The following is a 24565-nucleotide window of genomic DNA, read 5'->3' as shown; positions in this document are numbered from 1 at the left end:
CCGGGTCAGTCGAACCGGCGGCCGCGGTTGCCGGGCCGGGAGGCGACCCAGGCGCGGACGGTGTCGGCGTACCAGTAGGGCTTGCCGCCCTCCACGTGGTCGGGCTGGGGGAGCAGCCCGTGCTTGCGATAGGACCGTACGGTGTCCGGCTGCACTTTGATGTGCGCCGCGATCTCCTTGTATGACCAGAGCCTGCGGTCGGTCATGAGTTGCACCTCCCTGCGCACGCCGCGGCGGCGGCCTGGAAGGCCGTCGGGGGAGCCGGGCGCTGCGCTGGCGATCACCAGCCTGCGCACGGTGAACGACACAGGGTGACCAAGGGGCAGTGCCTGTAGACCGGGTGTGACGCACAGCCCGCGTACATGCGACACATGTGACACAGGGGGCGCGTTTGTGACAGAGCCACCACAAAGCTGTCGGGCGCCGATCGGATCCCGGTACGGGAGAGTGGGGAGTGTGACAACGATGTCCAGGGCGTCGGCGTGCGGGCGCCCGGGACGTACTGCCAAGAGTTGGTCCGTATGTCTGGACAAAACATTGACAGGCTCGGCTTGCGCGGCTAAAAAACCGGGAAGAGCCGTGACGAAGGGAAGCCGATGGCGTACGACCTGATCACCATGGGGCGGATCGGAGTGGACCTCTACCCGCTGCAGACCGGTGTGCCGCTCGCCCAGGTGTCGACCTTCGGCAAGTTCCTCGGCGGCTCGGCGACGAACGTCGCGGTCGCCGCGGCCCGGCTCGGGCGGCACACCGCCGTGATCACCCGCACCGGCGACGACCCGTTCGGCGCCTATCTGCACGAGGCGCTGCGCGGTTTCGGCGTCGACGACCGCTGGGTCACCCCGGTCCCGCACCTGCCGACCCCGGTCACCTTCTGCGAGGTCTTCCCGCCGGACGACTTCCCGCTCTACTTCTACCGCCGGCCCAAGGCGCCCGACCTGGAGATCGACGCCCACGACCTGGACCTCGACGCCATCCGCGACGCCCGTATCTTCTGGGTCACCGGCACCGGCCTGAGCGAGGAACCGAGCCGTACGGCGACCCTCGCCTCCCTCGCCCACCGGGCCAGGTCCGGCATCACGGTCTTCGACCTCGACTGGCGCCCGATGTTCTGGAGCCACCCCGACGAGGCCCGCCCCTTCTACGCAGAGGCCCTTGGGCACGCGACCGTCGCCGTCGGCAATCTGGACGAGGTGGAGATCGCGACGGGCGTGCGCGAGCCGCACGAGGCCGCCCGGGCGCTCCTTCGGGCGGGGGTCGAGATCGCCGTCGTCAAGCAGGGACCCAAGGGCGTCCTCGCGGTCGCCGCCTCGGGCGAGTCGGCCGAGGTCCCGCCCCTGCCCGTCAACGTCCTCAACGGACTGGGTGCCGGAGACGCCTTCGGCGGCTCCCTGTGCCACGGCCTCCTCGCCGGCTGGGACCTGGAGACGATCATGAAACATGCCAACGCGGCCGGCGCCATCGTCGCCTCCCGCCTGGAGTGTTCCTCCGCGATGCCCACCCCGGACGAGGTGGCCGCCGCGCTCGAGGCCGGAGCGGTGCTGTGAGGGCCGGCCGTGTCGCGGGCGCGCACACCGAGGGCGGGGACGGCGGCCGGCGCCCCCGGGTCGACGTCGCCGAACTCGTCCGCGTCCGTACCCACCACCCCGAGGCGATCGCCGAGGCCGCCGTCCGCCGGGCCCGCAGGCCGCTGCTGAACGAGGGCGGCCGGCTGATGATCGTCGCCGCCGACCACCCCGCCCGGGGCGCGCTCGGCGTCGGCGACCGCAAGCTCGCCATGGCCAACCGCGCCGATCTGCTCGAACGCCTCTGCCTGGCGCTGAGCCGCCCCGGTGTGGACGGTGTGCTCGCCACCGCCGACATCCTGGACGACCTGCTCCTGCTCGGCGCCCTCGACCACAAGGTGGTCATGGGCTCGATGAACAGGGGCGGCCTGCAGGGCGCCAGCTTCGAACTGGACGACCGCTTCACCGGCCACCGCCCCGAGGACATCCAGCGGCTCGGCTTCGACGCGGGCAAGCTGCTGCTGCGCATCGACTACGACGAGCCCGGTTCGCTGACCACCCTGGAGTCCGCCGCCCGGGCCATCGACGAGATGGCCGCGCGCCGGCTGCCCGTCTTCGTGGAGCCGTTCATCAGCGGCCGTACACCCGAGGGGAGGCTGAGGAACGACCTGTCCGCCGAGGCGGTCACCCGGTCCATCGCCATCGCCTCCGGCCTCGGCGGCTCCTCCGCCTACACCTGGCTGAAGGTGCCCGTCACCGAGAACCCCGACGACATGGCGAGGGTGATGGAGACCTCCACGCTGCCCGCCGTCCTGCTCGGCGGCGACATCGGCGACTCGCCCGAGGACCAGGTCGCCGCGTACGAGAAGTGGCACGGCGCGCTCCAACTGCCCACCGTGCGCGGCCTGGTGGTAGGCCGCTCGCTGCTGTACCCGGCGGACGGCGATGTGGCCGCCGCCGTGGACACCGCCGTAGGACTGCTGTGAGGGCCGCATGAACAGCACCGACCTGCATCTGCCCAGGGGCACCACCGCGAACGCCCGGTACGCCGTCGACGTCGACCCCAAGTTGGCCGGCTGGACGCACAGCAGTCTGCGTGTGGTCGAGTTGACGCCCGGTGGCACCCATACGTTCACCACCGGGGACAGCGAGTGGATCGTGCTTCCCCTGCGGGGCGGATGTACCGTACAAATCGAGACCGCGGCAGAGGAGAAGGGCGAGTTCCAACTCCTGGGCAGGGAAAGTGTGTTCGCGAAGGTCTCCGACTTCGCGTACGTTCCCCGGGACGCCCGGGTCCAGATCGCCTCCGGCGCGGGAGGCCGCTTCGCCCTGGCAGGAGCGAAGTGCGAGCGACGACTCCCCGCCCGCTACGGCCCCGCGCCGGAGGTCCCCGTCGAGCAGCGCGGCAGCGGCAACTGCGCCCGTCAGGTGCGGGGCTTCGCCGCAGCCGACTCCTTCGACTGCGACAGGCTGATCGCCGTCGAGGTGATCACGCCGGGCGGCAACTGGTCCTCGTACCCGCCGCACAAGCACGACGAGCACCGGCCGGGCGAGGAGTCCGCGCTGGAGGAGATCTACTACTTCGAGATCGACGGCCCGAACGGACTGGGATATCAGCGCGTGTTCCCCTCACGCGAGGGCGGCTGCGACGTCCTCGCCGAGGTCCGCTCCGGCGACACCGTCCTCGTCCCCGACGGCTGGCACGGCCCGTCCATCGCCCAGCCCGGGCATGACATGTACTACCTGAACGTCATGGCGGGCCCGGGCGAGACCCGGGAGTGGCGGATCTGCTTCCACCCGGATCACGTAGAGAGCACAGGGGGGTACCGATGACCACGACCCGGCTGACCGTCGCCCAGGCACTCGTCCGTTTCCTGGCCGCCCAGTACACCGAACGGGACGGCGAGCGGCGGCGGCTGATCGACGCCACCTGGGGCATCTTCGGGCACGGCAATGTCGCCGGGCTCGGCCAGGCGCTGGTCGAGTACGCCGAGGTGATGCCGTACCACCAGGGCCGCAACGAGCAGTCCATGGTGCACGCGGCGGTCGGCTACGCCCGCCAGTCCGGCCGCCTGTCCACGCACGCGGTGACGACGTCGATCGGCCCCGGTGCGACGAATCTCGTCACCGGCGCCGCCCTCGCGACCGTCAACCACCTCCCGGTGCTGCTCCTGCCCGGCGACGTCTTCGCCACCCGCCCCGCCGACCCGGTGCTGCAGCAGCTGGAGGTCCCGTACGCGGGTGACGTGTCCGTCAACGACAGCCTGCGCCCGGTGTCGAAGTACTTCGACCGCATCACCCGCCCGGAGGCCCTGATCCCCTCCGCGCTCCAGGCCATGCGGGTGCTCACCGACCCGGTGGACACCGGTGCGGTCACCCTCGCCCTGCCGCAGGACGTGCAGGCGGAGGCCTACGACTGGCCGGAGGAGTTCTTCGCCGAGCGGGTGTGGACCGTGCGCCGGCCGGGTGCGGACCCGGTCGAGCTGGCCGAGGCGGTCCGGGCGATCCGCGCCGCCGCGCGGCCCCTCGTGGTCGCGGGCGGCGGAGTCCACCACAGCCGCGCCGAGGAGGCCCTCGCGGAGTTCGCGTCGGCCACCGGGATCCCGGTCGCCTCCACCCAGGCCGGCAAGGGCTCCCTGCGCCACGACCATCCGCAGGACGTGGGCGGGATCGGCCACACCGGCACCGCGACCGCCGACGAACTGGCCCGCACCGCCGACCTGGTGATCGGCGTCGGCACCCGTTACACCGACTTCACCACCGCCTCCGGCACCCTCTTCGCGCACCCGGACGTCCGCTTCCTGAACCTCAACATCGCGCCCTTCGACGGCCACAAGCTGGCCGCGCTGCCGCTGATCGCCGACGCCCGCAGCGGCCTGGGCGAGCTGACCGAGGCGCTGGTGATGCACGGCCACAAGGTGCCGGAGCCGTACGTCACCGAGTACACCGAGGACAAGGAGCGCTGGGAGCAGCGCGTCGACGCCTGCTTCGAGGCCGACGAGATCGACGTACGGCCGACCCAGCCGCAGGTCGTCGGGGCCCTGGACGCCCTGGTGGACGAGTCCGACATCATCATCAACGCGGCCGGCTCGCTCCCCGGCGATCTGCACAAGCTGTGGCGGGCCAGGGCGCGCGACCAGTACCACCTCGAGTACGGCTACTCCTGCATGGGCTACGAGATCCCGGCCGCGATCGGCGTGAAGCTCGCCGCGCCGGAGCGCAACGTGTGGGCGCTGGTCGGTGACGGCACGTATCTGATGATGCCGACGGAGATCGTGACCGCCGTGCAGGAAGGCATCGCGATCAAGATCCTGCTGCTGCAGAACCACGGGTACGCCTCCATCGGCGGGCTGTCGGAGACCGTGGGCGGCGAGCGGTTCGGCACCGCGTACCGCTTCCCGACCGGTGAGGGCACCTACACGGGCGCCCCGCTGCCCGTCGACCTCGCCGCCAACGCGGCCAGCCTCGGAATGCGGGTGCTGCGCGCGAAGACCGTGGCGGACCTGCGTACGGCACTCGCCGAGGCGCGGGCCGCCGACACTCCCACATGTGTCTACGTGGAGACCGAAACGTCCGACACTGTGTCGGGCGCGCCTCCGGCGCAGGCCTGGTGGGATGTTCCTGTGGCCGAGACCGCGACCCGATCGTCCGCGGTCAAGGCACGTGAGCTGTACGAACGGCACGTCTCGACCCGACGCCGCCATCTGTGAGTAAGGAGTTCCCGGGCATGACGAAGATCGTCAACCACTGGATCGGCGGCAGGACCGCCGAAGGGGCGTCGGGTGCGTACGGGCCGGTCACGGACCCGGCGACCGGCGCGGTCACGACGAAGGTCGCGTTCGCGTCGGTCGAGGAGGTGGACGCCGCGGTCGCGGCGGCCAAGGAGGCGTACCTGACCTGGGGCCAGTCCTCGCTGGCCCAGCGCACCTCGATCCTCTTCAAGTTCCGCGCGCTGCTGGACGCCAACCGCGACGCCATCGCCGAGCTGATCACCGCCGAGCACGGCAAGGTGCACTCCGACGCGCTCGGCGAGGTCGCGCGCGGCCTGGAGATCGTCGACCTGGCCTGTGGCATCAACGTGCAGCTCAAGGGCGAGCTGTCCACGCAGGTCGCGAACCGGGTGGACGTCTCGTCGCTGCGCCAGCCGCTCGGCGTCGTCGCGGGCATCACGCCGTTCAACTTCCCGGCGATGGTCCCGATGTGGATGTTCCCGATCGCCATCGCGTGCGGCAACACCTTCGTGCTCAAGCCGAGCGAGAAGGACCCGTCGGCGTCGATCAAGATCGCCGAGCTGCTGTCCGAGGCCGGTCTGCCGGACGGCGTCTTCAACGTCGTGCACGGCGACAAGGTGGCCGTCGACCGCCTCCTGGAGCACCCGGACGTCAAGGCGGTGTCGTTCGTCGGCTCGACCCCGATCGCCCGCTACATCCACACCACCGCCTCCGCCAACCACAAGCGCGTGCAGGCCCTGGGCGGCGCCAAGAACCACATGCTGGTCCTGCCGGACGCCGACCTGGACGCCGCGGCGGACGCGGCCGTCTCCGCGGCCTACGGCTCCGCGGGCGAGCGCTGCATGGCCATCTCCGCGGTCGTCGCGGTCGGCTCGATCGGTGACGAGCTGGTCGACAAGATCCGCGAGCGCGCCGAGAAGATCAAGATCGGTCCGGGCAACGACCCGACGTCCGAGATGGGCCCGCTGATCACCGCCGCGCACCGCGACAAGGTGGCGTCGTACGTGACGGGCGCGGCCGCCGAGGGCGCCGAGGTGGTCCTGGACGGCACCGGCTACAGCGTCGACGGCTTCGAGGACGGCCACTGGATCGGCATCTCGCTGCTCGACCGGGTGCCGACCAGCGCCAAGGCCTACCAGGACGAGATCTTCGGCCCGGTGCTGTGCGTACTGCGCGCCGAGTCGTACGAGGAGGGCCTGGCCCTCATCAATGCCTCGCCGTTCGGCAACGGCACCGCGATCTTCACCCGGGACGGCGGCGCAGCCCGCCGCTTCCAGCTGGAGGTCGAGGCCGGCATGGTCGGCGTGAACGTGCCGATCCCGGTGCCGGTGGGCTACCACTCCTTCGGCGGCTGGAAGGACTCGCTCTTCGGCGACCACCACATCTACGGCAACGACGGCACGCACTTCTACACCCGCGGCAAGGTCGTCACCACGCGCTGGCCCGACCCGGCCGACGCCCCGGCGGGCGTGGACCTGGGCTTCCCGCGCAACCACTGACGTCGTACGGTGCCCCGCCCTCCCCGCGCCGGAGGGCGGGGCGCCGGTGTGTTCGGCACCCTTCCCCGCTATCGCAGTGTCATGAACGCGACCAGTTTGGACGTCCGGATACCGGACGCCCTGACATTTTTTTGACGCGTCGGCTGCGGTTCCCGTTTACGCCGGACGAAACGGGTGACGAAGGGGTTACGTGAGGATGACCTTTGAAAGCAAGGTCATAGTCGGCAAAGGCTTGATGGATGCGCCAATAGGGCTCCGTCACCTGTGAATGTGATGCGAAGCAAGGTTCTTCGCAGGTGCGGATTCCGAAGGTTAACGGCCATTGACGTGGTGGTTTTCGTCGGGGTTCTCTATGGCAGCGCCGGGAGCGGACAAGACGAACGCACCACGATCCGCCGGAGGCGATAGCGCTCCCGACCCCCACCCTCAGTCGAACGAGTCGATCGGAACCGCCGCATGACCGACACGCTCAGCCCCGCCGGGACCGCTGTCCTGGACGCTTCGGGCAGCCCCCAGAAGCTCAAGCGCTCCATCGGCGTGGTCGGCGGCACCCTGCTGACGCTGTCCTGCGTCACGCCCGCCTCGACGCTCTTCGTGATCGTGCCCGATCTGTTCTCCAGTCTCGGCACCGCGACGGCTCTGTGCCTCGCCATCGGCGCACTGCTCTGTATCCCCGTGGCCTTCTGCTACTCGGAGCTGGGCACCCTCATCCCCAGCGCCGGCGGCGAGTACGCCATCGTCTCCACGCTGGCCGGGCGGCTCGCCGGCTGGCTGGCCTTCGTGATGTCCCTGCTCGTCGTGATGATCGTCCCTCCGGTCATCGCGATGGGCACCGCCGACTACCTCGCCCCGGTCGTCCACCTCGACCCGTCCTTCACGGGCGCCGGCGTGATGCTCGCGGCCACCCTCGCCGGACTGCTGGACCTGCGCGCCAACGCCTGGATCACCGGCATCTTCCTGGTCCTGGAGGTCGTCGCCGCCGGCGTCGTCGCCCTGCTCGGCTTCACCCACTCCCACCGGGGCGTCGGCAGCCTCGGCTCGATGCAGCTGGCGGGCGCCCACGCCCACGTCGACCCCGTCACGGCCATGATGGTCCTCTCCGGGCTCGCCATCGCCCTCTTCGCCACCCAGGGCTTCTCCACCGCGGTCTACCTCTCCGAGGAGCTGGAGAACCCACGCCGCAACGTCGCCCGCACCGTCCTCGCCACGCTCGCCATCTCCAGCGTGGTCATCCTGGTCCCGGTCGTGGCGATCACCCTGGGCGCAGGTGACCTCAAGTCCCTCACCGGCGGCGACATCAGCAGCATGGTCATCGCCTGGAGCAACTCGGCCGTCGGCACCTTCGTCAGCCTCTGCGTCGCCCTCGCGATCATCAACGCGGGCATCGTCATGGTCATCCAGAACTCCCGTGTGCTCTTCGCCTCCGCCCGCGACAAGGCCTGGCCCTCCCCGGTCAACAACGCCCTGGCCAGGCTCGGCCGGTTCGGCTCCCCATGGGTCGCCACCCTCGTGGTCGGTGTGCCGGGCGCCTTCCTCTGCTTCGTGAACCTGGACACGCTGTACGGCGTCACCGGCGTCGCCGTCACCGGCCTGTACCTGCTGGTCGCGATCGCGGCGCTGCTCGCCCGGCGCGGAGCGCACGGCACCCGGACGGCCTGGCGGATGCCGCTGTGGCCCGCGATGCCGGTCCTGCTCATCGCGGTCCTCGTCTACATCCTCGTGGAGCAGGACCCGTCGTACCTGCTGTGGACGGGCGCCATCACCGCCGTCGCGACCCTCTACTGGGCCTTCTACCTGCGCCCGCGCCGCGAGACCCGGTGGCTGGTGTCCATCCCCGAGGACGCGGAGTCCCCGGAGGCCGCAGCGGCGTGACGCCGCCTCGGATCCCCCGCGCCGCCACCGCGACCCGTCCGCGCACACCGGCAGCGGACGGTGTCGCGCGGCGGTGAGGAAACGCACCGCCCACCCGGTGCGCACCGGGTTGTCGAACGGATGCTCGGCAACGGTGACTTCGGTGACGGCGGTGACCCCACGGATTCCACGGCTCCGCATACCGCGCCCGAAGTACGGGGGAGCAGCCCCGTACTTCCCAGGGAGGGGCCGGGGTTCACCCCGGGGGATCCGTCGGTTGTCAGTGCGGGCCCGTACCGTTGAGGGCATGGATCTTCGCCGGCTCTCGCTGCGAGGGCTGCTCACAGGGCCGCGGCGGCTGGTGGCCGCCGCGGCCGCCGTCGTGGTGCTCGCCGGGGCCGGCACCTGGACGGCCGCCGCCTCCGGCGGCCCGCCGCCGGTGCACCGCACCGACCAGGTCATGGCGGTCGACGGCGGCCGCCTGGACACCTCCTTCTTCACCCCGGCCGGCACCGGCCGCCACCCGGCCGTCCTACTGGCGCACGGCTTCGGCGGCAGCAAGGACGACATGCGCGGCCAGGCCGAGGACCTCGCCCGCGACGGGTACGCGGTCCTGACCTGGTCAGCGCGCGGCTTCGGCAGGTCCACCGGGAAGATCGGGCTCAACGACCCCAAGGGCGAGGTCGCCGACGTCTCCCGGCTCATCGACTGGCTGGCGAAGCGGCCCCAGGTCCAGCTCGACAAGCCCGGCGACCCGCGCGTGGGCGTGGCCGGCGGCTCCTACGGCGGCGCGATCTCCCTGCTCGCCGCCGGATACGACCACCGGGTGGACGCCATCGCCCCGGCGATCACCTACTGGAACCTCGCCGACGCCCTCTTCCCGAACGGCGTGTTCAAGAAGTTGTGGGCCGGCGTCTTCTTCAACACCGCCGGCGGCTGCGCCCGCTTCACCCCCGAGCTGTGCCGGATGTACGACAGGGTCGCCGAGTCCGGCACCCCGGACCAGGCCGCCCGCACCCTCCTGGAGGAACGCTCCCCGTCCGCCGTAGCCGCCCGCATCAAGGTGCCCACGCTGCTGGTGCAGGGCCAGACCGACTCGCTGTTCACCCTCGCCCAGGCCGACGCCGCCCAGAAGGCGATCCGCGCGAGCGGCGCCCCCGTGGACGTCGACTGGATCGCGGGCGGTCACGACGGCGGCGACATGGAGACCGCCCGGGTCCAGGCACGCGTACAGGCGTGGTTCGACCGCTATCTCAAGGGCGACAAGAACGCCGCCACCGGCCCGGCCTTCCGCATCACCCGCACCGGAGGCGTGAACTCCAACGACGGCACGGCCCAGCTGCGCGGCGCGAGCGCGGACTCCTACCCCGGGCTGCACGACCACCAGCGGGCCGTCGCCCTGACCGGTGGCCCCCAGAAGGTCGCCAACCCCGCCGGCGCCAGCCCGCCCGGTGTCTCCGCCCTGCCCGGCCTCGGCGGCTCCGGCGGTCTGTCGCAGCTGTCCGCGCTCGGCGTCGGTGTCTCCCTCGACTTCCCCGGCCAGTACGCCAGGTTCGACTCCGCGCGGCTCACCCGCGACCTGCAGATCACCGGCACGCCGACCGCCACCGTCCACATCACCTCGACCAGTGACGACGCCGTCCTGTTCGGCAAGGTCTACGACGTCGGCCCCGACGGCACCCAGCAGGTGCTGCCGTCCCAGCTGGTCGCGCCCTTCCGGGTGACCGGGGCCAAGGCCGGCAAGGACGTCACCCTCACCCTCCCCGCGATCGACCACCAGGTGCAAAAGGGCCACCGGCTGCGCCTGGTCCTCGCCTCCACCGACCTCGGCTACGCCTCCCCGGCCACCCCGGCCACCTACACCGTCTCCCTCAAGGGTGCCCTGAGCGTGCCGACGGCCCCCGCCGTCACCACAGCCGCGGCGCCCCTGCCCGCCTGGGTCTGGTGGCTGCCCGCGGCCGGCGCGGCGCTCGCGCTCGCCCTGGTACTCACCGGCCGCCGCCGCACCACCGCCCCCGCGCCCGACCCGGAGCTGTCCCAAGTCCCGCTCGTGATCAGGGACTTGAGCAAGAGGTACGCGAAGTCCACCGACCGGTACGCGGTGCGCGAGCTGTCCTTCCGGGTGGAGTGCGGCCAGGTGCTCGGCCTGCTCGGACCCAACGGCGCGGGCAAGACCACCACCCTGCGCATGCTGATGGGCCTGATCACCCCGGACGACGGCGAGATAAGGGTCTTCGGTCACGCCGTGCGGCCCGGCGCGCCCGTGCTGTCCCGGGTCGGCGCCTTCGTGGAGGGCGCGGGCTTCCTGCCGCACCTGTCCGGCCGGGAGAACCTCGAGCTGTACTGGCGGGCCACCGGCCGCCCGCCCGAGGACGCCCACCTGGACGAGGCCCTTGAGATCGCCGGGCTCGGCGACGCACTCGCCCGCGCGGTGCGTACGTACTCCCAGGGCATGCGCCAGCGCCTCGCCATCGCCCAGGCCATGCTCGGCCTGCCCGACCTGCTCATCCTGGACGAGCCCACCAACGGTCTCGACCCGCCCCAGATCCGCGAGATGCGCGAGGTGATGATCCGCTACGCGGCCGCCGGCCGTACCGTGATCGTCTCCAGCCATCTCCTCGCCGAGGTCGAGCAGTCCTGCACCCACCTGGTCGTGATGGACCGCGGCCGGCTCGTCCAGGCGGGCCCGGTCCGGGAGATCGTCGGCTCCGGTGACACCCTGCTGGTCGGCACCGCCACGCCCGTGCAGGACCCGGTCGTGGAGAAGGTGGACGCGCTGGCGGGCGTCGCCTCCGCCGTGCGCACCGACGACGGACTGCTGGTCCGGCTGGAGCCGGGCGGCACGGCCGAGCAGCTGGTCGTGGAGCTGGTGCGCCTCGATGTGCCCGTCGCCTCGGTCGGCCCGCACCGTCGCCTGGAAGACGCCTTCCTGACCCTGATAGGAGGTTCCGCATGAGCACGCTCACCGAGGTCGCCTCCGGCTATCAGACCCGGCACACCCTGCCCCTGCGGGTCGAGCTGGTCCGCCAGCTCAAGCGACGCCGCACCCTGGTCATGGGCGCGATCCTCACTCTGCTGCCGTTCGTGCTGCTGATCGCCTTCGCGATCGGCACCCCGCACGACCGGACGGGCCGGATCACCCTCATGGACCAGGCCACCGCGTCCGGCGCCAACTTCGCCGCGGTGAACCTGTTCGTGTCGGTGGGGTTCCTGCTGGTGATCCCGGTCGCCCTGTTCTGCGGGGACACGGTGGCCTCGGAGGCCAGCTGGTCCTCGCTGCGCTATCTGCTCGCCGCGCCCGTGCCCCGGGCCCGGCTGCTGTGGTCCAAGCTCGTCGTGGCGCTCGGGCTCAGTCTCGCCGCGATGGTGCTGCTCCCGGTCGTGGCGCTCGCCGTCGGCACCGCGGCCTACGGCTGGGGCCCGCTGCAGATCCCCACCGGCGGAGCGCTCGACACCGGCACGGCGGTGCAGCGGCTCGCCGTGACCGTGGCGTACGTCTTCGTGTCCCAACTGGTCACCGCCGGGCTGGCGTTCTGGCTGTCCACGAAGACGGACGCCCCGCTCGGCGCGGTCGGCGGCGCGGTCGGCCTGACCATCGTCGGCAACGTCCTCGACGCCGTCACCGCCCTCGGCCACTGGCGTGACTTCCTGCCCGCGCACTGGCAGTTCGCGTGGGCCGACGCGGTCCAGCCGCACGCCGAGTGGTCCGGCATGATCCAGGGCGGCGCGATCTCCGTCTCCTACGCCCTGGTGCTGTTCGCCCTGGCCTTCAGAGGTTTCGCCCGCAAGGACGTGGTCTCCTAGGGAATCCCCGCCATGACCCATGACCCATGACCGGGAAGAACGGGCCGACGGGGACCGCATGTTCGTCGTCACCGGCGGCCCGGAGCAGGCCGACTGCAGCGTGGGCGCCCAGGGCACGGACGCCGCCTTCCGTCTTGACTCCAGGGCGTGAAACGCACGGCGCAGCCGGGCCACGACTCCTTCACCACGGCCGGGATCATCGTCCACGAGGGCTACGGTCCGACCGAGACCAGCGCGGCCGCCACCATCGTGCCCCCGCTCGGCCCGCGCCCCGGCACGGTCGGCCTGCCGGTCCCCGGCGTCGCCGTGCGTCTCGCCGACGACGGCGAAGTACTGGTCAAGGGCGGGGTGGTCTTCGGGGCGTACTGGAACAACGCACCGGCCACGGACGCCGTGCTGGCGGACGGCTGGTTCGCCACCGGCGACCTCGGCGCGCTGGACGAGGACGGCTGTCTCACCATCACCGGCCGCAAGAAGGACATCCTCGTCACCTCCGGCGGCAAGAACGTCTCCCCGGCCGTCCTGGAGGGCCGGCTGCGCAGCCGGTCGCCGGTCGGCCAGTGCGTGGTCGTCGGTGACAACCGCCCCTTCGTCGCCGCGCTGGTCACCCTCGATACGGAGGCGGTCGCCCACTGGCTGGCGACGCGGACTGCCGCCGGACACCCCGCTGTCCCGGCTGGTCCACGACGAACGGCTGCGCGCGGAGGTGCAGAAGGCGGTCGACCACGCCAACCAGGCCGTCCCACGTGCCGAGTCCATCAGGGCCTTTGTGCTGGTCGAGGGGGAGTTCACCGAGGACAACGGGCTGCTGACCCCCTCGCTGAAGGTGAAGCGGCAGGCGGTGACGGCCGCCTACGCCGAGGAGATCGAGGCGCTCTACCGGAGGTAGGACACACGAACGGCGGGTCACCGGAACACCGGTGACCCGCCGTCGTGGAGCGGGATCGCTCAGCCCTTGTTGTCGCTCAGGGTGGACAGGGCGGAGACGTCGTCCAGGACGTGCGAGAGCGGCTCGTCGCCCTTGGCCTGGGTGGAGTTCTCGGTGCACTGCTGGTTCTGCGGCGAGGACAGGACCGGGATGTCCTGGACGCCGACGTTGACCGCGGCGAGGATCGACTGGGCGTTGAGCTTCGCCGGCAGGCCGACGCAGGGCTTGTTCAGCGAGCCCTGGATCAGCGAGAGCTGCGGGCTCATGTCACCGAAGGTGGCCGAGTTGCCGAACTCCTGCTTGGCGCCGTTGCCGCTGAACGACGTGGTGCCGTGGTCGTTACCGTTGGCGAGGGCCTGGGGGGCCGCCACACCGGCGAGACCGGCGACCGAGACGGCGGCAGCCGCGGTTACCCACAGCTTCTTCATGATCGTTCCCTTTCGAAAGGCGGACTCCGGGGAGGAGTTGCGTGATCGTCAACGCTGTTGCCCTGCCCCGGGTTGCTACCTTTGCCCCAAACGGACCAGTGCGGTGCGATGAGTGCACAAACGCTGCTTGCGGTCGGGGAAGGCGTGCGCTGCGGACAGGCCGAAGGGCCGCCGGGAGGCCGACGGCCCTTCGGGCGTGCCCATTCGGGCCCGAGGGGTCTCCGGGTCAGTGCTTCTCGTTGTCGCTCTGGGAAGCCAGGGCGGAGATGTCGTCCAGGACGTGCGAGAGCGACTCGTCGCCCTTGGCCTGGGTGGAGTTCTCGGTGCACTGCTGGTTCTGCGGCGAGGACAGGATCGGGATGTCCTGGACGCCGATGTTGAGCAGAGCGGCGATCGACTGGGCGTTGACCTTGGCCGGCAGGCCGATGCAGGGCTTGTTCAGCGAGCCCTGGATGAGCGCCATCTGCGGGCTCATTTTGCCGTAGGTCGCGGAGTTGCCGAACGCCTGCGAGGCGTCGTTGCCGCTGAACGACGTGGTGTTGCTGTCGTTGCCGATGGCCAGGGCCGGCGACGCGACGGCGGCCGAGGCGCCGACGACGGAGGCTGCGATCGCGGCGGAAGCCAGAACCTTCTTGATCACTTACGCATTCCCTTCTGGATAAACCCCGTCCATCGGAGCGCCCTGCATCAACTCCTCATCCCCTGAAGGGTTGCTGGTTTTCACTCCGATGGCCCATGTCAGGGGCGTGCGATGTGCCGCGTACGCCGGACGCAAAATTCCACCGAATCCGTCCGCTCGAACGATCCGATCGGGTGATGCTGCGCAACCAATCCGCCGGGATCCGGTTGATGCGGGGGCAGGAACGTGCGTCTTGGCGAGGAGCCAGGAAAGGAAAGCGAAATGTTGAAGAAGGCAATGGCCGCGGCGGCGGTCGCCGCGTCCTTCATCGGTGCGTCGGCGGCGGTGGCCCCCCAGGCGCTTGCCATCGGCAACGACACCGGCACCACGTCGTTCAGCGGCAACGATGCCAAGGAGACGTTCGGCGACTCCGTGACCAAGGGCAGCATGAGCCCGCAGGGCGCGCTGGTCCAGGGCTCGCTCAACAAGCTCTGCGTCGGCCTGCCGGCCAAGGCCGACGTCCAGTCGGTCGCCGCCTGGTTCGTGAACGTCGGCGTCCAGGACATCCCGATCCTGTCCTCGCCGCAGAACCAGCAGTGCACCGAGAACTCCACCCAGGCCAAGGGCGACGAGCCGCTCTCGCAGACCCTGGACGACGTTTCCCTCCTGGCTTCCCAGACCGACAACGAAAAGCACTGATACGGGCCGGTCATCGCACCGCCCGGGCGACAGGCCGGATCTTCGGTGCCGCTGCCCGGGCGGCCTTTTTCCGCCCTTTGGCCGCGCTTTTCGGAAAAGTGTTTCCCTTGCGCCGGAGCCGCATTTCGCCCCACGGTCGGCGATGTGTCAATTCCGTGAAGGCGTTCGAGTGAATTCCGGGACGGCGCGTGTTCCATAGTTTCTTCGCTTGTCTGTCCCTCGTTCTACAGCCTGCCGGTCATGGTGCGAGCCGTTGAAGCTGTGCTCGCTCGGTTTCGGCCGTCATAGGGGCATGACCGCAGAGAAGGGAAAACTCATGAAGAAGAGCGCTGCTGTCGTCGCCGGTGCCATCCTGGCCCTGGGCGGGGCGGCTCCCGCCTTCGCGGACGCCGGTGCCGAGGGCGCCGCGATCAACTCCCCGGGTGTCGTGTCCGGCGACACGGTCCAGATCCCGGCGCACGTGCCGGTCGCCCTCTGCGGCGACACCGTCGACGTCATCGCTCTGCTGAACCCGACGTTCGGCAACACCTGCGTGAACGGCTGACACTCCGCACCCCGACACCAGCCACCGGCTGCGTTCTGGCCGGCCTCGGACCGCTGATCCGTCGATCCGTGTCCGGGGCCGGCCTTCCCACATCTTCGAGCAGGAAGACAACGAGATTGCGACAGACCCTCAGCAAGGGCATCGTCGTGGCCGCCGCCGCGACCGGCATGTTGTCCTTGTACGGCGGCAGCGCCGCGTTCGCCGACACCCGCGCGCACGGCGCCGCCCAGGGCTCGCCCGGCCTGCTGTCGGGCAACGACGTCCAGGTGCCGGTGGACGTCCCGGTGAACGTCTGCGGCAACTCCGTGGACGCGGCTGCGGCTTTGAACCCGGTGTTCGGCAACTCCTGCGCGACCGGGCCGGGTTCCGAGCACCGTGCCCACGGCAGTCACAGGAGCCAGGGCGGTCACGGCGGCAGCCGCGGAAGCCACGGAAGCCCCCACCGCCACGCGCACGGCGGCTCCGACGCCCCATCCGGTGACGACCTCGCCGGATACGACTTCTCGGGGCACGGCTTCTCCGGATACGACTTCTCCGGTCATGGCGACTCGGGCAACGGCGACTCAGGTCGCCATTTTGGCCACGGGGACTTCGGCGGCTGCAGCGACCTACCGAGCCCCGGCCCCACCAGCGCACCCCCGTCGTACGGAGAGGGCGAGACCACACCTCCGCCCCACGGCGGGGGCGAGAAGACCCCGCCCGGCAGCCATCACAGCACACCTCCGCCCGGCGGTCGTACGACCTCGCCGCCCGTCGGCGGCCGGTCGGCGCCTCCCGCCGAGAGCCGGACCATCCCGCCGTACCACGGCGGTGGCGAGCACCGCCCCGGGCAGCCGCCCGCCCTCGCGCACACCGGCGGGGACGCCCGGACCATGTTCGCGACCTCGGCCGCGAGCGCCACGCTGATCGCGGCCGGAGCGATGCTGTACCGGCGCGGACGGGCCGCCGCACTCCGGTAGCACGCGGAGCCTCGCGTCCCACGGGGCGCGAGGCCGCATCGAGAAGATGCCGCCGCCGTGACGGGGGTGCGGACCGTCACGGCAACGGCACTTCCAGTGGAGCCTCCCGTCGGCCGGCCGGGATCCACCGGCCGGCCGGACCCGTGCGCAGCCGCCGTCGTACCCCGCGCACCAGCGTGCCCGCCGTGAAGGCCGCGCCGTGCACGAACCGCATGGCCGGGCCGAAGCCGGCCGCCGTGACGAGACCCGCCAGGAAAAGGCCGGGGTACGACGACTCGAACTCCGCCCCCACCTCCGGCGCCCCGTCGGCGCCCGTCGCCAGCACCTCGCGCAGCTCGGGCGAGACCAGCCGCAACCGGTCCAGGGTGGCCCGGAAACCGGTCGCCGCGATGACGTGTCCGGTGTGCAGCGACCCCATACCGCCGCTCGGACCCACCGTCTCCAGGCGCAGCCCGTCCGGTACTTCACGGGCCGCCACGATCTCCCGGCCGAGCAGCATCTCCACCCGGTGCTCCACCTGCTCGCGCACCCACCAGGCGCCCGCAGGGCCGAGCGCGCCGGCCGCGATCCGGGTCCGGGTGCGCTCCGGCAGCCGTCGGTACAGGCCGGGCCGCTCGGCGTAGAACCAGTTCCGCCAGCCGGGGCCGAGGCCGCTGTGCGGGGAGCGGACCGTACGCCACCAGGGGCGTTCCCACGGCGGGGGCACCTCGTTCCAGCACAGCCGGTCCGCCCGGGCCAGTACGCGTACCCGGGTGCCCTGTGCGGCGAGGAGCGTGGCCGTCTCCAGGGCCGCCTGGCCGCCGCCGACGACGGTGACGTCCCGGCCGCGGAAGCGGTCGAGGTCGGCGTGGTGGCTGCTGTGGGTCACCAGCGCCGGGGGCAGGTGGCGCAGGGGTGCGGGGATCTCGGTGAACGGCAGCACGCCCACGGCCAGCGCGACGGTCCGCGCGGTGAGCGTCTCGCCGTCCTCGGTGACCGCCGTGAAACCGCCGGGTCCGGGCGCCACCCGGGTCACCGTCCGCTCGTCGACCGGGGGTGCGGCGTTGCGCGCGAACCACAGGCCGTACTCGGCGAACACCTCCAGCGGGAGCGGCTCGGCGTGCCGGGCCGTGAGTCCGCGCGAGGCGCAGAAGACGTCGAGGCGCCAACGCCCTTGCGGATCGGAGAGGTTGGACGCCCACGGCTCCGACTTCAGGAACATGCCGCGGGGCATGTGGTCGCGCCAGGACGCCATGGGCCGGCCGAGGACCCGGACACTGAGCCCGGCCGCCGCGGCGTGCGACGCGATGGACAGCCCGTAGGGGCCGGCGCCGACCACCAGCAGGTCGTACATCAACAGCTGCTCGCCTTCTCGTCGTCGCGGGAGTCGGGGAAATCTGGGAGATCTGGGAGATCTGGGAGATCTGGGAGATCGGGGAGATCGGGGAAGTCGGTTACGCCGTCGCGGACGCCGACGGCCGGCCCGAGGGGGAGGTCCTGGGGGCCCGCCTGGTGCACCAGGTGCGGTGTGGCTGCCGCTGCCGGTGCGGGCACCGGCACGGGCGACGCGCGGCGGCGCAGCAGATCGTCGAAGTGATCGGCGAGGCGGTCGTGGACGAGGCCGTGAAGGAGACCGACGAGGCGGGACGCCAGGCGGGCGGTGACGCGGGCCGCGGCGTGCCGGCACCACAGAGCCCACATCGCCCGGCCCGGGCCCCGGTCGTCCGGGGCGTACCAGGCCAGCTCCCTACCCCGGGGCGCGGGGCGCAGCGCGGTCAGCGGAGCGTAGTTCTCCACGACGAACTCCCGCCCGGCAAGCGGCACTTGCTCCGGCAGCGGTCGGTGGGTCAGGTCCAGGTGCAGGGCCCGTACGACATCCAGTCCGGCGCCGTCGGTGAACAGCCGGAACTGGGCACCGGGGCGCGGGTTGAAGTCCAGCAGGTGGTAGCGGCCGGTGCTGCCGCAGCGGCGGAAGTCCAGGTCGAAGATGCCTCGGTAGCCCAGCTCGCCGGTGAGCTGCTCGGCCAGCGCCTGCACCTGCGGGTTGGGTGTCCACCGGCCGACCGCGGTCAGTCCCGCACCGCGCGGCCAGGCCAGCTGCTTGCGGCCGGGGCCGCCGGCCCGGACGGCGCCGGTGCGGTCGGCGTAGCCGTGGAAGAACCAGTCGCGGTCCGGGCCCGGCGGCAGGTACGCCTGCAGCAGCAGCGCGCTGCCCGCCTCCGCGCTGCGCAGGAACAGCTCCCGGGCCTCGCGTGCCGAGCGCACCAGCGCGGTGGAGCGCAGCCCGCTGCCCGCCGGCACCAGCCACGGCCGGCTCCACTTGGCCACCAGCGGCAGCCCCAGCCGCCAGGCGGCTGCCGCCGCGTCCTCGGCGCTGTCCGGGATCAGGGTCACCGGATGCGGGACGCCGGCGGCGGCGCACACCCCGGCCAGCTCCGCCTTGTCGGCCACGCGTTCGGGCAGCGCGGCGGGCTGCTGCGGCAGCAGATAAGCGGGCGCCAGCTCCTCGCGCAGCCGGCCGGCGGCGATGGCGCTCGCGTCGTCGAGGGGGATCAGTACCGCCCTGCGCGCCACGCGGACCGCCACCCGGTGCAGGGCGGCGGCGATGTCACCGGGGGACGCGCCGGGTGACGGCGGGGGATGCAGCTGGCGCACGAAACGCGAATTGCGTACGGGGCTTCCCGTGGAATCGGCGACGACATGTACGTCCACTCCGGCTCTGCCGAGCGAGCGCACGGCGCCGAGGGTGCCGTGATGAAAGGGATTCCGGTCGATCCGCAGCAGCACGGCGGGGACCCGGATGTCCAACAGCGACACGAATGTTGTTCCTGTCCTTCGTTCGCCCGTGCGGGGGCCTGGGCAACCTGAAAGCCGTAACCGCACTGGCGGAATTCGGATCGATATGACTGTGTGTCAATAACGGGAATTGCGCGAACAGGCAGTGCACAACGAGAGAACAGCCGAGTGGAGAGAGGAGCAGGCATGCTTCCACAGCAGCGACGGGACCGTTCCCGGCGGCTGACCGTGGTGGCCGCGGTGGTCGTCGCGTCGGTCACCCTGGCGGCCGGTTCCGGATTCGCGGTGGGGGTGGGCCCGGTCACGCCGACTCCGACCACCCCGGCCCCGGCAGCCCCGGTACCTGCGGCTCTGGCACCGCCGGTACCGGCAGCTCCGGCCCCGGCAGCCGTAGCCCCGACCCCGGACCCAGCCCCGGCACCGGCTGTCCCGGCACCGGCTGTCCCGGCCCCGGCAGCCGCAGCCCCGACCCCGGCCACATCGCCTCCCGGGCCGGCCAAGCCCGCCGTGCCCGCCAAGCCCGTCGCGCCCGTCAAGCCCGCCGTGCCGCCCTTCGGGGCGTTTCTCGACTCCGGGCCGCTCGGGGTCGCGCGGATGGCCCAGCTGAGCCACTGGCTGGGCGGGACCGAGCTGAAGGTCGCCCACACCTATCTGCCCGGCGACCGCTGGCGGGACATCGAGGGAGCGCCCGGATTCCTGGACGTATGGGCGCGGTGGCGGCGCGACAAGGCCGACCGGACGCTCGTCCTCAACGTGCCGATGCTGGAGCGCAACGAGGCGGGCATCCCCGACATCGGGGTGGGGTGGCTGCTGCGGGAGGGCGCGGCAGGCATGTACGACCAGCACTTCAAGGCACTGGCCGAGCGGCTGGTGGAGCTGAAGGTGCCGGACACGGTGATCGTGCTCGGCTGGGAGATGAACGGCAGCACCTACACCCATCGCTGCGGACCGGACCCGGAGAGCTGGAAGAAGTACTGGGACCGGATCGTCACCACCATGCGCAGCGTGCCGGGGCAGAAATTCCGGTTCGACTTCACCCCGAGCCGTGGCCGGGACTCCGTGCCCTGGACCGAGTGCTATCCGGGCGACCGCACGGTCGACATCATCGGTATGGACACCTACGACCAGCCGACGGGTGAGTCCTTCGAGGAACAGGTGAAGGAGCCCTACGGTCTCCAACAGCACGTGGATTTCGCGAAATCCCACGGCAAGCCCATTTCCTTCCCGGAATGGGGACTCTTCCGCAACGGTGACAACGCCGTATACATGCAGCACATGCTCGCCTGGATCGACGAGCACAAACCGTTGTACAACACGCTGACCGACTACTGCCCGCACGGCGTGTGGCAGTGCTCGGCCAACCCCCAGTCGGCGCAGATCTACCGCACCGCCCTGTACGGCCTCGGCCAGCCGGTCACCCCGGTGCTCACGTCGTCCGAGCCGACCCCCAAGCCGGCCACCGAACCGCTCCCGAAGCCGACGGCCCACAAGGCCCCGGCCACCTGCTCGCCGGTGGACCTCGGCGACTGGTTCGAGTACTGGCTCGGCGGAAAGCTCTGCGTCCGCTTCGACTGGTGGTCGCGCAGCCGTTAGCACCGCCGGCGTTCCTTCCACCCGCGCAGCGCCTCCCTGCCCCGCTGCCGGGCCGCCGCGTCGAACCGGGCTGCCGTCAACAGCGCGGCGGTGCGCCGCCGGGCCAGCAGGAGCCGGCGGTTGGGCACCGGTTCCGGCCGCCAGTGGTGCTTGTACGGCTCGTCGCCGCGCAGCAGGCTCAGCGTGCCGCGTCCGCTCGCGTGCTCGGTACAGGCGTCCAGCAGCATCACGGCCACGTCCGCCTTGCGTGCGCGCAGGCTCGGATGGGCGCCGTAGAGATAGCCGCCGGCGAGGCTGCGCGACAGCAGGGTCAGGTCGACGGCCACCACCTCGCCGTCGATCCGGAACTCGGTGACCGCCGCGTTGCCCGCGCGGACCATCGGGCCGACCGCGCGCACCAGATGGGCCCGGAACCGGGGCTGGAGGTGCTCGGTCGTCACCTTCCGGTCCTGCCACTGCAGCTGGTGCAGCTCCAGCAGCCGGCCGAGCGCCGCGTCCACCTCCTGCGGACCGACCGTGTGCCGCTCGACGCCCAGCGACTGCAGCTTGCGCAGCTTGGCCCGCACCCGTTGCTGGGCCTTGTTCGACGACAGCCGGGCCATCAGGCCGTCCATGGGGACGGCGGGCAGTTCCAGGCACAGGGAGCCGGCCACCGTGCGGCGCGGACCGGGCCAGCGGTCGTAGATCCGCTGTACCGCCGCGCCCGGTCGTACCTCACGGAAGTCGATCAGTGCCGTACGGGCCGCGTCCGCCAGGGCCGAGGTGAGCGCGAGTGCCGCGGGCCCGTCGTCGGCGTCGTCCAGCAGCACGTCCGCGTAGTCGGAGATCGCCCCGCCGAGCGGCACCAGCGCGGGCACGGGCCTGCGGACGAGCATCAGCGGCGCGGCGGCCACCAGCTCGCCGCCACGGCGCACCAGCAGCAGCCGGAGCCGGCCGGGGCGGCCGTACGACTGCCACCACGAGTGCAGCCAGGCGTGGCTCTGGAACGGGGTCGCGGCGGCGCACCGCCCGTACAGCCGCTCCCAGGCCGGAGCCAGGGCGGCGAAACCGGCCTCGTCGGTGACGACTTCGGCGGCGCGGGTGGGGTGCGCCGTCTCGGTGGCCGTCACCGCGAGCCGTGCGCGTCGGCGGCGACGGCCGGACCGGGCACCGAGGCCGGACGTGTGGTCTCCTCCTCCGGCCGGCGCCGGGGCCGCACCAGCAGCGCGAGCCCGCCGAGCAGACCGCCCGCGCTCGCCCCGACCAGCCCGGTCACCTTGGGGGAGGCCGAACTCGGCGCGGCCGGCTTGACCGCGCGGGAGAACAGCAGGAGTTCCACGTGCGTGTTGTCCTTGGTCTCGTCGGCGTGCCCGGTGAGCGCGCGGGCGACCGCGTTGGCCATGTCGGTGGCCTCGACCGGGTGGGCGGAGGTGGCGGAGACGGCGATCATCGGGGCGTCCGGCGAGGTCTCGGTGCGCACGCTGTTGCGCAGCGTGTTCACCGGCACCCCGGCCCACATCTGGGCGTCGTCGAGCACCGCGAGCTGGGGGGCGACCCGGCCGTAGGCCTGCGCGAAGCCGAGCGCGGAGGTGGTGTCGGACTTGTCGGTGGGGACGGCGATGACATAGCTGGTCGCCGTGTACGTCGGGGGCTTCAGCACGCCGTACGCGCCTCCGGCGAGCCCGCCCGCGAGAACCCCGGCCGCCACCAGCGACCAGGGCGGGAGCGCGCTGAGGCGGTAGGGGCGAGTGGTGCGCTGGTTGTCGGTCATGAGGGGCTTGCTCCCTGCTGGACGGGGACCTGGGCGGTGGGGTGAGGGGCCGCGAGCGCCGAGGCGTAGACGTCCATGAGCCGGGCGGCGCTGCGGGTGATGCAGTAGTGGCGGGCGGCCTCGGGGGCGGTGCGCGGGCCGGGGCCGGCGGCGCGGACGCCGGCGAGGGCCCGGGCGTAGGCGCCGGGGTCGCACGGGACGCGCGCCGCGTGCGGGGCGGCCCCGGGCGGCAGGTCGTCGAGGGCCGGGCAGGAGGTGTGGCGCACCGGCAGCCCGGCCGCGAGCGCCTCCACGACCGCGAGCCCGAACGACTCCTCGGGGCTCGGCGCGGCGAGCACGTCCATCGCCGAGGTCAGCGCGGGCAGGTCCGGGCCGGGCGAGTCGTCGCCGAGGTACGGCCGCTCGCCCGCGAACAGCACCCGGTCGGCGACCCCCGCCGCCCGCGCGGCCCGCCGCAGCGAGCCCTCCTCCGGGCCACCGCCGACCAGCAACAACCGGCAGTCGTGCGGAAGTTGGGCCAGCGCCTGGATCAGGACGCCGAAGCGCTTGCCGGGGGTCAGGCGGCCCACGGCGCCGATGACGAACGCGTCGGCGGGCAGCCCCAGTCGGTCACGGGTGCCCAGCCGGGCCGCCCGGTCGTAGGCGAAGCGCGCCAGGTCGATGCCGTTGGGCACGACGGCGACGCGCGGTGCGGGCACGCCCCAGCGGACGAGCCGCGCGGCGACCGTGGGGGAGACGGCGACCGTGGACCGGCCGAGTCGCTCGCCCAGCAGATACAGCCTCCGCACCCCGGCGGTGAGCGGCCTGCCCTCCATCTGTGAGTCGCCGAGGGAGTGCTCGGTGGCGACGACCGCGCGGACCCCGGCCAGCCGGGCGGCGATCCGGCCGTACAGACAGGCCCGGTAGAGATGGGTGTGCACGAGGTCGTAGCCGCCGCGCCGGATGATCCCGGCCAGCCGGGGCAGCGCGGCCAGGTCGCGGTTCCCGGCCATGCCGAGGTGCGTCACCCGCACCCCGTCGGCCGCCAGCCCCTCGGCCACCGCCCCGGGGTTGGTCAGCGTCACGACGTCGCAGGACACCGGCAGGTGCCGGATGAGCAACCGGAGCTGCTGCTCCGCCCCGCCGACCCCGAGCCCGGTGATGATGTGCAGCGCCTTCACCGCAGCCCCTCGACGGGGCGGCGGCGCAGCCGGTGCAGCCGGTACTTGAGGAACAGGCGTACGGCGTGGTCGTTCTGCCCGACGTGCACGCGCGGCAGGGTGTACGGGCCGCTCGGCGCGCCCGGGTCGATGGCACAGGCGTAGCCGTACCCGGCCGCCCGTACGGCGTCCACGGCGCGCCGGTCGACCGTGCCGTAGGGGTAACAGAAGCCGGTGACGGTACAGCCGGTCAACTCCTCGAGCAGAAGGCGGCTTTCTGCGGTCTCGGCCTGCAGCCTGGAATCGTCGGCCAGGGTGAGGTCCACATGGGTGAGGCCGTGCGAGCCGATCTCCACGCCGGCGTCGGCGGCCTGCCGGATGCCCTCGGCGCTCAGCAGGGGCTTGCGCGGGCCGAGCGGGTCCCAGGCGTTGTCGCCGCCGAGCCGGCCGGGCAGCACGAACAGGGTGGCCGTACAGTCCCGGCTTTCCAGTACGGGAAGCGCGTTGGTGACGAAGTCGGCGTACCCGTCGTCGAAGGTGAGACCCACCAGGTCCCGCCCCTCACCGCGCGCGCGGGCGGCGAGCAGCTCGGCGACGGACACGCCCCGCAGCCCCCTGCGGCGCAGCCAGCTCAGCTGCCGTTCCAGCCGGTCGGGGGTGACGGTGATGCGGTACGGGTCGTCGGAACTGTCGCCGACCGAGTGGTACATGGCGATCCAGGGGGCGGGGCCGGGTCTGGAG

Annotated in this window: 22 protein-coding genes and 1 pseudogene; 14 read left to right on the top strand and 9 right to left on the bottom strand. The window is 72.0% G+C overall.

Features of this window, described 5'->3' with window-relative positions:
* Nucleotides 1-5: 5 nt before the first annotated feature.
* Nucleotides 6-206 (bottom strand): helix-turn-helix transcriptional regulator, encoded by a 201-nt coding sequence (locus GQF42_RS17300; protein WP_158920931.1) that lies wholly within the window; start codon nucleotides 204-206, stop codon nucleotides 6-8.
* Nucleotides 207-596: 390 nt separating this feature from the next.
* Here GQF42_RS17300 and iolC point away from each other — a divergent pair, with 390 nt between their 5' ends.
* From iolC to GQF42_RS17255, 10 genes and pseudogenes are all read left to right on the top strand, one after another.
* Nucleotides 597-1547, top strand: coding sequence for a 5-dehydro-2-deoxygluconokinase (gene iolC, locus GQF42_RS17295; protein ID WP_158920929.1), 951 nt, complete (start codon nucleotides 597-599; stop codon nucleotides 1545-1547).
* Between the two features lie 107 nt (nucleotides 1548-1654).
* Nucleotides 1655-2491, top strand: coding sequence for a Cgl0159 family (beta/alpha)8-fold protein (locus GQF42_RS17290; protein WP_158930255.1), 837 nt, complete (start codon nucleotides 1655-1657; stop codon nucleotides 2489-2491).
* A 7-nt stretch (nucleotides 2492-2498) separates the two neighbouring features.
* The gene (gene iolB / locus GQF42_RS17285; RefSeq protein WP_158920927.1) at nucleotides 2499-3338 is read left to right on the top strand and encodes a 5-deoxy-glucuronate isomerase; all 840 of its coding nucleotides are present in this window, start codon (nucleotides 2499-2501) and stop codon (nucleotides 3336-3338) included.
* Nucleotides 3335-5215: a 3D-(3,5/4)-trihydroxycyclohexane-1,2-dione acylhydrolase (decyclizing) gene (gene iolD / locus GQF42_RS17280; RefSeq protein WP_158920925.1), complete on the top strand. Its 1881-nt coding sequence runs from the start codon at nucleotides 3335-3337 to the stop codon at nucleotides 5213-5215. The genes iolB and iolD overlap by 4 nt, the downstream gene beginning before the upstream one ends.
* A gap of 17 nt (nucleotides 5216-5232) precedes the next feature.
* Nucleotides 5233-6735, top strand: a complete 1503-nt coding sequence (gene mmsA / locus GQF42_RS17275) for a CoA-acylating methylmalonate-semialdehyde dehydrogenase (RefSeq protein ID WP_158920923.1) — start codon at nucleotides 5233-5235, stop codon at nucleotides 6733-6735.
* 456 nt (nucleotides 6736-7191) lie between these two features.
* Nucleotides 7192-8607 carry an APC family permease gene (locus GQF42_RS17270; RefSeq protein ID WP_158920921.1) on the top strand — a complete coding sequence of 472 codons (1416 nt, stop codon included), beginning with the start codon at nucleotides 7192-7194 and terminating at the stop codon, nucleotides 8605-8607.
* A gap of 286 nt (nucleotides 8608-8893) precedes the next feature.
* Nucleotides 8894-11542, top strand: a complete 2649-nt coding sequence (locus GQF42_RS17265; RefSeq protein ID WP_199272708.1) for an alpha/beta fold hydrolase — start codon at nucleotides 8894-8896, stop codon at nucleotides 11540-11542.
* On the top strand, nucleotides 11539-12390 hold the full coding sequence (locus GQF42_RS17260; RefSeq protein WP_158920919.1) for an ABC transporter permease: 852 nt from the start codon (nucleotides 11539-11541) through the stop codon (nucleotides 12388-12390). Before GQF42_RS17265 ends, GQF42_RS17260 begins: the two co-directional genes overlap by 4 nt.
* Before the next feature lie 19 nt (nucleotides 12391-12409).
* A complete protein-coding gene (locus GQF42_RS46960) occupies nucleotides 12410-12541 on the top strand; it encodes a hypothetical protein (protein WP_267906143.1) in 132 nt (43 codons plus the stop codon).
* 29 nt (nucleotides 12542-12570) lie between these two features.
* Nucleotides 12571-13279: pseudogene (locus GQF42_RS17255) on the top strand (AMP-binding protein); the annotation flags it as partial.
* Nucleotides 13280-13338: 59 nt separating this feature from the next.
* Here the strand turns inward: GQF42_RS17255 and GQF42_RS17250 are convergent.
* A complete protein-coding gene (locus GQF42_RS17250; RefSeq protein WP_158920917.1) occupies nucleotides 13339-13746 on the bottom strand; it encodes a rodlin in 408 nt (135 codons plus the stop codon).
* Between the two features lie 226 nt (nucleotides 13747-13972).
* The gene (locus GQF42_RS17245) at nucleotides 13973-14386 is read right to left on the bottom strand and encodes a rodlin (protein ID WP_158920915.1); all 414 of its coding nucleotides are present in this window, start codon (nucleotides 14384-14386) and stop codon (nucleotides 13973-13975) included.
* Between the two features lie 261 nt (nucleotides 14387-14647).
* On the opposite strand from GQF42_RS17245, the gene GQF42_RS17240 reads away from it, so the two are divergent.
* The 3 genes from GQF42_RS17240 to GQF42_RS47260 all read left to right on the top strand — a co-directional run bounded on the left by GQF42_RS17240 (nucleotide 14648) and on the right by GQF42_RS47260 (nucleotide 16567).
* Nucleotides 14648-15064 carry a rodlin gene (locus GQF42_RS17240; protein ID WP_158920913.1) on the top strand — a complete coding sequence of 139 codons (417 nt, stop codon included), beginning with the start codon at nucleotides 14648-14650 and terminating at the stop codon, nucleotides 15062-15064.
* A 316-nt stretch (nucleotides 15065-15380) separates the two neighbouring features.
* Nucleotides 15381-15608 (top strand): chaplin, encoded by a 228-nt coding sequence (locus GQF42_RS17235; RefSeq protein WP_158930251.1) that lies wholly within the window; start codon nucleotides 15381-15383, stop codon nucleotides 15606-15608.
* A gap of 116 nt (nucleotides 15609-15724) precedes the next feature.
* Nucleotides 15725-16567 carry a chaplin gene (locus GQF42_RS47260; RefSeq protein WP_158920911.1) on the top strand — a complete coding sequence of 281 codons (843 nt, stop codon included), beginning with the start codon at nucleotides 15725-15727 and terminating at the stop codon, nucleotides 16565-16567.
* A gap of 76 nt (nucleotides 16568-16643) precedes the next feature.
* On the opposite strand, the gene GQF42_RS17225 is transcribed toward GQF42_RS47260, so the two are convergent.
* The gene (locus GQF42_RS17225) at nucleotides 16644-17900 is read right to left on the bottom strand and encodes an FAD-dependent oxidoreductase (RefSeq protein WP_158920909.1); all 1257 of its coding nucleotides are present in this window, start codon (nucleotides 17898-17900) and stop codon (nucleotides 16644-16646) included.
* Nucleotides 17900-19363, bottom strand: coding sequence for a carboxylate--amine ligase (locus tag GQF42_RS17220; RefSeq protein ID WP_233273374.1), 1464 nt, complete (start codon nucleotides 19361-19363; stop codon nucleotides 17900-17902). Before GQF42_RS17220 ends, GQF42_RS17225 begins: the two co-directional genes overlap by 1 nt.
* Nucleotides 19364-19528: 165 nt before the next feature.
* Between GQF42_RS17220 and GQF42_RS17215 the strand changes: the two genes are divergently transcribed.
* Nucleotides 19529-20935, top strand: coding sequence for a glycoside hydrolase family 26 protein (locus GQF42_RS17215; protein ID WP_199272707.1), 1407 nt, complete (start codon nucleotides 19529-19531; stop codon nucleotides 20933-20935).
* Here the strand turns inward: GQF42_RS17215 and GQF42_RS17210 are convergent.
* From GQF42_RS17210 to GQF42_RS17200, 4 genes are read right to left on the bottom strand one after another with little or no spacing between them, the layout of a single operon-like run.
* Nucleotides 20932-22044, bottom strand: coding sequence for a GNAT family N-acetyltransferase (locus GQF42_RS17210; RefSeq protein ID WP_233273373.1), 1113 nt, complete (start codon nucleotides 22042-22044; stop codon nucleotides 20932-20934). The two genes, GQF42_RS17215 and GQF42_RS17210, sit on opposite strands and share 4 nt — an antisense overlap.
* Nucleotides 22041-22685 (bottom strand): YveK family protein, encoded by a 645-nt coding sequence (locus GQF42_RS45930; protein WP_233273372.1) that lies wholly within the window; start codon nucleotides 22683-22685, stop codon nucleotides 22041-22043. The genes GQF42_RS17210 and GQF42_RS45930 overlap by 4 nt, the downstream gene beginning before the upstream one ends.
* Entirely contained in the window at nucleotides 22682-23845 is a 1164-nt protein-coding gene (locus GQF42_RS17205; protein WP_158920905.1) for a glycosyltransferase, read from the bottom strand. The genes GQF42_RS45930 and GQF42_RS17205 overlap by 4 nt, the downstream gene beginning before the upstream one ends.
* Nucleotides 23842-24534, bottom strand: a complete 693-nt coding sequence (locus GQF42_RS17200; RefSeq protein ID WP_158930247.1) for a polysaccharide deacetylase family protein — start codon at nucleotides 24532-24534, stop codon at nucleotides 23842-23844. The genes GQF42_RS17205 and GQF42_RS17200 overlap by 4 nt, the downstream gene beginning before the upstream one ends.
* Between the last annotated feature and the right edge of the window lie 31 nt (nucleotides 24535-24565).

Origin of the sequence: Streptomyces broussonetiae (genome assembly GCF_009796285.1) — a bacterium.
Classification (GTDB): domain Bacteria; phylum Actinomycetota; class Actinomycetes; order Streptomycetales; family Streptomycetaceae; genus Streptomyces; species Streptomyces broussonetiae.
This window is presented reverse-complemented; position numbering and strand designations above follow the sequence as displayed.